At 70.3% G+C, this 9,524-nt stretch carries 9 protein-coding genes; 5 read left to right on the top strand and 4 right to left on the bottom strand.

Annotated features, from left to right (window positions below; all coding sequences use genetic code 11):
- Positions 1-244: 244 nt before the first annotated feature.
- Positions 245-448 carry a hypothetical protein gene (locus tag ABT025_RS27500; RefSeq protein ID WP_350999894.1) on the top strand — a complete coding sequence of 68 codons (204 nt, stop codon included), beginning with the start codon at positions 245-247 and terminating at the stop codon, positions 446-448.
- Between the two features lie 79 nt (positions 449-527).
- On the opposite strand, the gene ABT025_RS27495 is transcribed toward ABT025_RS27500, so the two are convergent.
- Together ABT025_RS27495 and ABT025_RS27490 are read right to left on the bottom strand one after the other, a co-directional pair.
- Positions 528-2,012, bottom strand: coding sequence for an ABC1 kinase family protein (locus ABT025_RS27495; RefSeq protein WP_350999891.1), 1,485 nt, complete (start codon positions 2,010-2,012; stop codon positions 528-530).
- A gap of 41 nt (positions 2,013-2,053) precedes the next feature.
- Positions 2,054-3,199 (bottom strand): ThiF family adenylyltransferase, encoded by a 1,146-nt coding sequence (locus tag ABT025_RS27490; RefSeq protein ID WP_350999884.1) that lies wholly within the window; start codon positions 3,197-3,199, stop codon positions 2,054-2,056.
- 186 nt (positions 3,200-3,385) lie between these two features.
- On the opposite strand from ABT025_RS27490, the gene ABT025_RS27485 reads away from it, so the two are divergent.
- From ABT025_RS27485 to ABT025_RS27470, 4 genes are all read left to right on the top strand, one after another.
- Positions 3,386-4,009 carry a M48 metallopeptidase family protein gene (locus ABT025_RS27485; protein ID WP_350999881.1) on the top strand — a complete coding sequence of 208 codons (624 nt, stop codon included), beginning with the start codon at positions 3,386-3,388 and terminating at the stop codon, positions 4,007-4,009.
- A gap of 106 nt (positions 4,010-4,115) precedes the next feature.
- On the top strand, positions 4,116-5,735 hold the full coding sequence (locus ABT025_RS27480) for a TerD family protein (protein ID WP_350999878.1): 1,620 nt from the start codon (positions 4,116-4,118) through the stop codon (positions 5,733-5,735).
- An 11-nt stretch (positions 5,736-5,746) separates the two neighbouring features.
- Entirely contained in the window at positions 5,747-6,427 is a 681-nt protein-coding gene (locus ABT025_RS27475; RefSeq protein WP_250967767.1) for an AIM24 family protein, read from the top strand.
- Positions 6,428-6,446: 19 nt separating this feature from the next.
- Positions 6,447-7,202: an AIM24 family protein gene (locus tag ABT025_RS27470; protein ID WP_350999871.1), complete on the top strand. Its 756-nt coding sequence runs from the start codon at positions 6,447-6,449 to the stop codon at positions 7,200-7,202.
- 114 nt (positions 7,203-7,316) lie between these two features.
- Here the strand turns inward: ABT025_RS27470 and ABT025_RS27465 are convergent, their stop codons facing one another.
- Both ABT025_RS27465 and ABT025_RS27460 read right to left on the bottom strand, forming a co-directional pair.
- A complete protein-coding gene (locus tag ABT025_RS27465; protein WP_350999866.1) occupies positions 7,317-7,901 on the bottom strand; it encodes an NUDIX hydrolase in 585 nt (194 codons plus the stop codon).
- Positions 7,898-9,343 (bottom strand): zinc-dependent metalloprotease, encoded by a 1,446-nt coding sequence (locus tag ABT025_RS27460; protein WP_350999863.1) that lies wholly within the window; start codon positions 9,341-9,343, stop codon positions 7,898-7,900. Before ABT025_RS27460 ends, ABT025_RS27465 begins: the two co-directional genes overlap by 4 nt.
- Positions 9,344-9,524 lie beyond the last annotated feature (181 nt).

Raw genomic sequence — 9,524 nt, 5'->3', positions numbered from 1 at the left:
ACACCGTTTGCCTCCCCCCTTCACCCCCGCGCGCGTCCCCATCGCCCCGCCCCCGCGGTCGTGTCCGTGCCGTGCCCGTGTCGTGTCCGCACTCGTGCGGGCGGTCGTGTCCGTGCCGTGCCGTGCCGTGCCGTGCCGTGCCCGTCGTCCTGGCCGCGGCCGGGCGGCGGGCGCGGCTGTATGAAGGGCCGGTGCCGCGTTGCCGTGCCGCGCCGGAAAGCGGTGGCGGAGTTATCGTCACGAGGTGGACGAGCAGACACATGGCCCCGTAGCGGGTGGCACCGAGAACGTCGTATGCGCCCTGTGCGGCACTCGCGCCGAGAGCGAGAACGCGCCGCCGACCTGGCTCTGTTCCGTCGAGAACTGCAGCCGCCGCTATTACTGCGACGAGTGCGCGCGCACTCACATCAGGGCCATCGAGGGCCGCCTCGACTCCGCCTGGTGGTGACCGCCCGGTGGCGACAGGCCGGGCCATCCACTGTCGCACCAGGCCGTGCCACCCACCGTCGTGCCAGGCCGGAGAGCCGCTACTTGACCTCCGCGACGGCTGCGGCCCCCGCGGTGGTTTCCTCCGCCGCCTCGAACTCGTTCGGATCCTCCTCGGCCCAGTCCTCCTCGGCACGTCCCTCTTCGTCCTGAGGCAGGAACCCCGGGAGCCAGGACTCCAGTTCCTCGCGCAGCCGGACCGTGGCGCCGAGCTGGCACAGCACCCCGATCGTGCTCAACGTCACCCGGTGTATCAGCAGGTAGGCGGGCGGCAGATTCAGCTGCTTGCCCAGCTGATGCGCGGGAGAACGCGGGTCCGCTATGCGGGCGGCCTGATTGCGCATCCAGGTCCGGCTGAAGGTGAACTCGTCGACCTCGGCCGGTTCGATGATCGGGAGGAGGTAGTCGAGGACCGCGTCCGGCTCGAGGTCGATCGAGTCCTTGACGAACCCTTCTTCTCGCAGCAGCTCGTACACGGAGTCCGCGTCCCCCTGGAGCGTCAGCCGCAAGGAGTCCCCGATGGTCCGGGGCAGCCCGCCCGGCAGCCGGTCCACCGTGCCGAAGTCCAGTACCCCCAGGCGCCACTGAGCCGGCCCGTCATCCCCGGCGTCGGCCTGATCACCCTCCTCGCTCTTCGTGAAGGGCGGGGCCGCGGGCAGCAGCCGGAAATTGCCCGGGTGCGGGTCCGCGTGCAGCAGCCCGGTGCGCGCGGGGCCGGAGAACAGGAACCTGGCCAGCAGCTGCCCGGCCCTGTCCCGCTGCTCGGGGGTCCCGTCGGCGATGACATCGGCCAGCGGCACACCGTCGATCCACTCGGTGACCAGCACCTGATCGGACTGGTGGACCACACCGGGGACCACGACATCGGGATCGTCCGCGAACTCCTCGGCGTGTGCCCGCTGCGACTGCGCTTCCTGTTCGTAGTCCAGTTCCTCGGATACCCGGTCGCGCAGCTCCGTGATGAGAGGCTTGATGTCCATGCCGGGGATCAGCGGGCCGAGCAGCCGGGCGAACCGGCTGAGCTGGGTGAGATCCGAGAGCAGTGCCTTACCGGCGCCCGGGTACTGCACCTTCACGGCGACGTCACGGCCGTCGTGCCACACGGCCCGGTGCACCTGCCCGATCGAGGCGGCGGCCGACGGCTTGTCCTCGAATTCCAGGAACAGCTCCCGCCAGTCCTCGCCGAGCCGTTCCGTCAGCACTGCGTGGACCGTGGCGCTCGGCAGAGGAGGGGCGGCTTCCTGGAGTTTCGTCAGGGCCGCGCGGTAGGGACCTGCGACCTCCTCCGGCAGGGCGGACTCGAAGACCGACAGGGCCTGTCCGAGCTTCATGGCCCCGCCCTTCAGCTCGCCCAGCACCTTGAAGAGCTGATCGGCGGTGCGCTGTTGGACTTCGCGGGCGACCAGCTCCGCGGACTTCCCGCCGATGCGCTTTCCCAGCCCCCACGTGGCACGGCCGGCGAACCCCAAAGGCAGCGCGGCCAGCTTGGCGGTTCGGGTGACCGCCTTCCGGGGAAGATCAGACATATGCCCCTCCAAATCCCAGACTGCCGCGCTGCGTGCGGCGGTTACCCGGCCATTGTGTCGTGCGCGGTGCCGGCCTCGGAGGTGCGCACCCCTTCAGTCTGCCCACCCGCTCCACAGGAACAGTCGATGTGCGCCCCGATCTGCTCGGACCGCCAGTCCAACAGCGGCAGTGCGGCCTCCCAGCGGGCCCCGGTGCTGGTCGGCAGTTCGCCGTCGAGGAAGGCGAGCGCATGGGAGGCCGCAAGCCCTGCCACCGCCGTCGCGAGTCCCAGGTCGCACGCCTGCACGGCAGTGCGCCGCCCCGACTGCCACTGAGCCAGCATCCGCGGCCACTGCGGGTCCCGGTCCCGCCGGTGCAGATCGAGGCAGCCCGCACAGGCCGTGCCTCCGGGCAGCACCAGCGGTCCCACGAACCCGGTTGCCTCGATGACCCCGGCATAGAGATGGGGTGTGCCCGACGCGATCCACGGCTCGGCGGTGCCCGCGTCGGGAACGTAGACGGACAGGCCGTCGCGAGGGGCGACGACGATCAGGGACAGACCGGGCTCACCGCTCGCGCACCCGGCCGCCGTCTGCACGGCCCGGGGCGCAGGACCGGGGGAGGAGCGACGGACGAGCTGCCGCGCCGCCGAGTCCCGGCGCTCGCCGACCGCCGAGGCCGGCAGGCCCCCGGGCGACACGTCGCACGGCTCGGCGCATCCGCCGTCGAGGACCTCGACCCGGCCCACCCCGGACCCGGAGAGCACCGCCGCGATTGCCGCACCGACGCGGCCGGCTCCCCGCACCTGGACACGCATGGAGCGGCGGGCCGCGAGCCGGCGCATCCCTCCTCCCGGCTCGGGATGGACGACGGAGAGTGATGCCAGGTCGGGCCGGTGGCGCTCCAGCGTGTCCCCCCGGTTCCTCAACGCATCGGCCTCCGGACCGCCCGCCCGCACGTCGTCGATGAGTCCCGCATCCATCAACCGCGCCACGAGCGTGTCCACTTGATGATCATTCAGGTCCAGGGCCCTGGCTTCTTCGCGCAGCAGGGACATCCCGCGCGTTCCGTCGAGGAGTTCCAGGAAACAGCCCGTCGCGATATCCATCGGGCCGACCTTGACGGCATGCGCGGGCGTCACGCCGAATTGCACGGTGCCGCTGCCGCGCCATGCGCGGCGCAGTGCGGGCTTCAACATCGGATGCACGGCTTCCCCCGGTCTGTGTGGCTGTGTGAGATCCATTGCCAGAATGAGGCGAGGCGCGGAACGGTGCGAAAAGTTATCCACAGGCGGGGGTATTAGTCGTTCAAATGGTGCAAGCCATGGGGTCGATCATGTGTGAACCGTCCCGGAGGCGGGACTTCCCCTACTGACAGCGGGTAACGTCGTGGCGTGCCCGCCGACTCGTCACCCGGCTTCGCCGGGGAGACTTCCGCGCGCGGCGCCGGAACCCGCCGGCGCAGTGCGGCCGACCATCCGACCCGTGCCTCGGCGACGAGCGCGGTCGAGGTCCGCAGGAGCGCCCGCCGCAGCAGAACGGTCTCCGCCTACCGCGAGGGCGACCGCACGATCGTGCTGATTCCGGCCCGGATGTCCGAGGCCGAGGAGCAGCGCTGGGTGAGCGTGATGCTCGACAAGCTCGCCGCTCAGGAGAACAAGCGGATCCTCGGCGACAGTGAACTCGCCGAACGGGCGGAGCGTCTGGCGGCCCAGTATTTCGATGGCCGGGCCCGGCCCGTCTCGGTGCGGTGGGTGACCAACCAGAACACCCGTTGGGGATCGTGCACCCCGGCCGAGGGCAGCATCCGCCTCTCGCACCGGCTGCAGGGCATGCCGGAGTACGTCGTCGACTATGTGCTCGTCCATGAGCTGGCCCACCTCCTGGTGCCCGGTCACGGACCGCGGTTCTGGCGGCTCCTCGACGCCTACCCCCGCACCGAGAGGGCCCGTGGCTATCTCGAAGGGGTGGTGGCGGCCGACCGGCTGCCCCACCTGCCCGCCGCGCGCGGTGAGTGACGTTCGCGATTTTGTACCGGGTCTGTACCGGCTTGGCCCAATGCCGGAGTTTGCGGTTAGCCTGACGCGACGCATTCACCTTCCGGATGGGGGACGGTCGTTACGCATGGCCAGGGAATTCCAACGCGGCCACAAGGCCAAGATCAGCGATCTCACGCCGGGGACGGACCTGTACGTAGGTGTGCAGATCGCCGGCCCGGGGCTGACTTTTGACATCAGTTGCTTCGGCCTCGATGTCAATGAGCAGCTCTCCGACGACCGTTATTTCATCTTCTTCAATCAGCCGAAATCGCCCGAGGAGTCCATTCAGCTCCTCGGCACGCAGGCAGGTGACACGGAGTCGTTCCGTGTGACTCTGGACCGCATTCCGGCCAACATCCACAAGCTGTCCTTCACCGCGACGCTGGACGGCGCCGGACAGATGTCGCAGGTCGGCCCCGGTTACATCCGGATCGTCGCGGGCGGCGAAGAAGTCGTCAGGTACGCCTTCACCGGCTCGGAGTTCACCACTGAGCGTGCGGTGATGCTGGGTGACTTCTACCTCAAGGACGTCTGGCGGTTCGCCGCTGTCGGCCAGGGCTTCGACGGCGGGCTCGACGCGCTGCTGAAGAACTTCGGCGGCGAGGTGGCCGAAGAGGCCCCGGCCGCTCCCCAGCCCCAGGCCGCGGCCCCGTCGTTCGCTCCGCCTGCCCAGGCTTCTGCGCCTCCGCCCTCGTTCGGAGCCCCGGCCGCGCCGCAGGCCCCGCAGCCCGCGCCGTCCTTCGGCGCACCGGCTGCTCAGGCGCCGGCACCCTCGCCGCAGCAACAGCAGATGCATGCCGCGCCGACCATAGCGGCGCCGCTGGCCCCGCAGGGCGGCAGCGTTCCGCCGCCGCCCGCGCCCGCTCCGTACGGGCAGCCGGGGCAGCCGCCCCAGCAGCCGCAGTTCGGGCAGGTCCCGGCCCAGGCGCCCGCCCCCTTCGGGCAGCAGGCCCCCGCGCCCTACGGGCAGCAGGCCCCGGTTCCGTTCGGGCAGCAGCCCCCCGGAATGCCTCAAGGGGTGCCGCAGGGTGTGCCGCAGGCCGGGGCCGGCCTGCTGGCCGCGCTCCAGCCGTACAAGGAGACGGCCACCGGTCAGCGCTGGACCCCGCAGAACCAGCAGCTCATGCGCGTCGACCTCACCATGGGCGGGGCCGGAGTGCTGGCCCGGCAGGGCAGCATGGTGATGTACCAGGGCAAGGTCGACTTCGGCTACAAGGGCGCCGGCTTCGCGGGCCGGATGGTCGGCAACGCCACCGGTCAGGAAATGCAGCTGATGCGCTGTACCGGCCGCGGACAGGTCTTCCTCGCCGAGGACGGCTCCCACCTGCACGCCATCGAGCTCCAGGGTGACGGCATCTGCGTCTCCGCGGAGAGCGTCCTCGCCTTCGACGAGTCGCTGCAGTACGAGGTCCGCAGGATCGAGGGCCACGGCATCCCCGGCGGTGCCCTGTTCACCATGCAGTTCCAGGGCACCGGCACCATCGTCGTCAAGACCCACGGTGTCCCCGTCGTTCTGCCGGTCACCCCGACCACCTTTGCCGACTGCAACGCCGTCGTGGCGTGGTCGGCCGCGTCCCAGGTGATCATCTCCAGCCAGGTCCGGCTGCGGCGCAACGCCTACCCCGGACACAGCGGAGAGACCGTGAACCTCCAGTTCCGGGGCGCCCCCGGCAACTTCATCGTCGTCCAGCCCTACGAGGTCTGAGGGAGCCCGTCATGAATCAGCAACTCGCGGGCTACGCCCCGACCCCCGTCACGGCCCGGATGGAGAACCACGGCCATTCGATGCTGAAGGTCGCCATGGCGACCGGCCAGGACCTCTACGCGCGCACCGGCTCGATGGTGGCGTACGAGGGCTTCATCCAGTACGAGCCCAACCCGCCGGCCGTCCGCCAGATCGCCTCGCAGTGGATCACCGGCGAGGGCGCACCCCTGATGAAGTGTGCCGGCGACGGGCTGCTCTACCTCGCCGACTACGGCGCCGACGTGGTCGTCGTCAATCTCAACAACGACTCCCTCTCGGTCAACGGCACCAACGTCCTCGCCTTCGACGGCCACCTCACCTGGGGCGTCGAAAGGGTCAAGGGGCTGGCCAAGTTCGCCGGCCAGGGACTGTGGAACGTCTGCATCTCCGGCACCGGCTGGGTCGCGATCACCTCGCGAGGCACGCCGATCGTCGTCGACTGCGGACGCGGCGAGGACGAGACGTACGTCGACCCCGACGCCCTCGTGGCGTGGTCCCCGAACCTCAAGGTGAAGGGCAAGCGCAGCTTCAAGGCCTCCTCGCTCATCGGGCGGGGCAGCGGCGAGGCGTTCCAGATGGCCTTCTCAGGCCAGGGGATCGTGGTCGTCCAGCCGAGCGAGGACAGTACCGACCGCCTGCGCGTCCGGAACTGACGGGGAGGGAGAACACACCATGCAGAGTCCGCTTTTCAGCTACACGGAACAGCAGTCCCAGGAGCGCTACACGGTGCAGAACCCGCAGCTCCTGCGGGTCTCGCTGACGGGCCACGACGACGTCCTCGCCCGCAAGGGGGCCATGGTCGCGTACCAGGGGCTGATGGAGTTCGACGGCGAGTACCAGTCGCACGGACAGCGCCGCGCCCGCGCCACCACCGGTGAGGGCCTCGACCTGATGCGCTGCTCCGGGCAGGGCACGGTCTACCTCGCCAACCTCGCGCAGTACGTTCACGTGGTGGACGTCGACCGCGACGGTCTGACGGTGGACAGCGCCTATGTCCTGGCGCTCGACTCGTCCCTCCACACCGAGGTCATCGCGGTGGACAGCCAGTACGGCATCTCGGGCACCGGCAAGTACCAGCTCAACATCTCCGGCACCGGCAAGGTCGCGCTGATGACCTCCGGCCAGCCGCTGATGATGCAGGTCACGCCCGACAAGTACGTCAACGCCGACGCCGACGCGATCGTCGCATGGTCCAGCTCCCTGCGGGTGCAGATGCAGGCCCAGACGCACTCCTCGGGCGTCTTCCGGCGGCGTGGCAACACGGGCGAGGGCTGGGAGCTCAGCTTCCTCGGCCAGGGCTTCGCCCTCGTTCAGCCGAGCGAGGTGCTGCCCCCGCAGAGCGCCCAGATCGGCCAGGGTCTGCGCGCCCAGTACGGCGTGGGACAGCAGGGGGCCGCCTCCCAGAACCAGAACAACGCCTGGAACTGAGCAGCGCGCCACCACCTCTGCGTACGAGGGGTGTGAGGGGCACGGCGGAGTGGACGGAGAACGGTAAGGGGCGGCCTCCCAGGAGACCGCCCCTTACCGTTGCCGTCGTGTTTCCTACCGCGGGCCGCCGTCCAGGGCCGCGCGCGTACGTTCCAGCAGACGGACCACCGAGGAGTCGGCGACCCCGGCGACCTCGTCGTACGCGAACCAGCGCAGATCGAGCGACTCGTCACTGATCCGCTCCGTGGACCCCGACGGCGCCAGCGCCGCGTACTGGACATCCAGGTGCCAGTGGCACGGAGCGGGGATCGGATGGCGGTCCAGGACCACCGGGCCGCCCGGCAGCAGGGTCAGGCCGACGATGCCGGACTCCTCCGTCGCCTCACGCAGCGCCGCGGCTGCGAGCGTGGCGTCGCCCGGCTCGCAGTGGCCGCCCATCTGCAGCCACATCTGCAGCTTGCGGTGCAGGGTGAGCAGCACCTTTCCGCGCTCCGGGTCGATGACCAGGGCGCTGGCCGTCAGATGCCCGGCCCCACAGGCCTTCCACATGCCGTCCGGATGCAGTGCCAGATGGTCCAGATAGGCGCTGCGCAGCTCCTCCTGGGCGCTGTCCGGCCGGGCGTCGTCGGACAGGTCCGTCCTGTCCGGCCCGTTCCGGTAGTTCTTCAGTACGAGGACGGCGTCGTCGCGGAGACTCACTTGTCGGTGTCGTCCTTGCCTTCGCTGTCCTCGGGCCCGTCCTCGGCCGCACCGTCGGCGCCGGGAGCGGGTTTCTGAGGCCCGTTCGCCGCCTCGCCGAGCATCTTGTCCAGCTCGGAGAAGTCCAGCTGCTCGTGGTGGACGAAACCGTCCGGATCGTCCAGATCATGGGCGGTGGGCAGCATGTCGGGGTGCTCCCACAGCGCGTCACGGCCGTCGAGACCCCGCGCGTCCGTGAGCGAGGCCCACAGCCGCGAGGCGTCGCGCAGCCGTCGCGGCCGCAGCTGGAGCCCGATGAGCGTGGCGAACGTCTGCTCGGCGGGACCGCCGGAGGCGCGGCGCCTGCGCATCGTCTCGCGCAGCGCGTCGGCCGAGGTCAGCCGGGCCTTCGCGGCCTCGTGGACCACGGCGTCCACCCAGCCCTCGACCAGCGCGAGCGCCGTCTCCAGGCGGGCCAGGGCCGCCTTCTGCTCCGGGGTGTCCTCCGGCTGGAACATGCCCTGCTGAAGGGCGTCCTGCAGCTGCTCCGGCTGTGACGGGTCGAACTGGCCGACCACGTCCTCCAGCTTGCTGGTGTCGACCTTGATGCCGCGCGCATAGCCCTCGACCGCACCGAACAGATGCGAGCGCAGCCACGGCACATGGGCGAAGAGCCGCTGGTGAGCGGACTCGCGCAGGGCCAGGTACAGCCGCACCTCGTCCTGCGGCACGCTCAGGTCCTTGCCGAACCGCTCGACGTTCAGCGGAAGCAGCGCGGCCTTGCCGGCCGGCCCGAGCGGCAGCCCGATGTCGGTCGAACCGACCACCTCACCGGCGAGCACGCCGACGGCCTGCCCGATCTGCTGGCCGAACATCGCGCCGCCCATCGACCGCATCATGCCGATCAGCGGGCCCGCCATGGCCTGCATCTCCTCGGGCAGCACATCACCCATGGCGAGGCCGACACGCTCGGCCACCGGGTCGACCAGCTTCTGCCAGGCGGGAAGGGACGCCTCGACCCACTCCGCACGGCTCCACGCCACGGTGGAGACGGAACCGGACGGCAGTGACGTCACGCCGTCCAGCCAGAGGTCCGCCAGGCGCAGCGCCTCGTCGACCGCGGCACGCTCGGACGGGCCGACGCTCGCGTCCTTGGTGCCGTCCGGGGTGCCCTGCGAGACGGTCTGGCGGGCGATCTGCTTGGCCATGTCCCAGTTCACGGGACCGCCCTCGTAGCTCAGCATCTGGCCGAGCTGCTGGAAGGCGGCGCCCAGGTCGTTCGGGTTCATGGAGCCGAACATGGCGGCGAAGGGGTTGTCACCGCCCGCGCCGGGGCCGAAGCCGAGCGGGTTCGCCGGACCGCCCGAACCCTGCCCACCTCCGGTGGGGTCGTTCTTCTTGCCCTTGTCGCCGTCGTCCGGCTCCTCCGGCGGAAGGCCGAATCCGAATGGGGTGTCACTCACGGGTTTCCTCGGCTCGTAGGGCCGCCGGCTCGAACCGACGGCGACTGCCCGACATCACCATCCAGCGTAGACACCAAGTCCGCTCGGGGCCTCAGTGCTCCGCCTGCTCCCGGCCTGCGGCAGGATGGACGCCACCTGGTACGTACGCGTCATTCGGGTACGTACTGAAGACAACCGCTGG

It is taken from the genome of Streptomyces sp. NPDC002809 (genome assembly GCF_040295435.1).
In the GTDB taxonomy this organism is placed as follows: Bacteria; Actinomycetota; Actinomycetes; order Streptomycetales; family Streptomycetaceae; genus Streptomyces.
Note: the sequence above shows the minus strand (reverse complement) of the source record. Positions and strands in the feature narration are given on the sequence as shown.

What these genes read in the sequence shown, in the direction of transcription:
- ABT025_RS27495 (WP_350999891.1), bottom strand. Translation starts at nt 2,012, where the DNA reads ATGTCTGATCTTCCCCGGAAGGCGGTCACCCGAACCGCCAAGCTGGCC.
- ABT025_RS27480 (WP_350999878.1), top strand. Translation starts at nt 4,116, where the DNA reads ATGGCCAGGGAATTCCAACGCGGCCACAAGGCCAAGATCAGCGATCTC.
- ABT025_RS27470 (WP_350999871.1), top strand. Translation starts at nt 6,447, where the DNA reads ATGCAGAGTCCGCTTTTCAGCTACACGGAACAGCAGTCCCAGGAGCGC.
- ABT025_RS27475 (WP_250967767.1), top strand. Translation starts at nt 5,747, where the DNA reads ATGAATCAGCAACTCGCGGGCTACGCCCCGACCCCCGTCACGGCCCGG.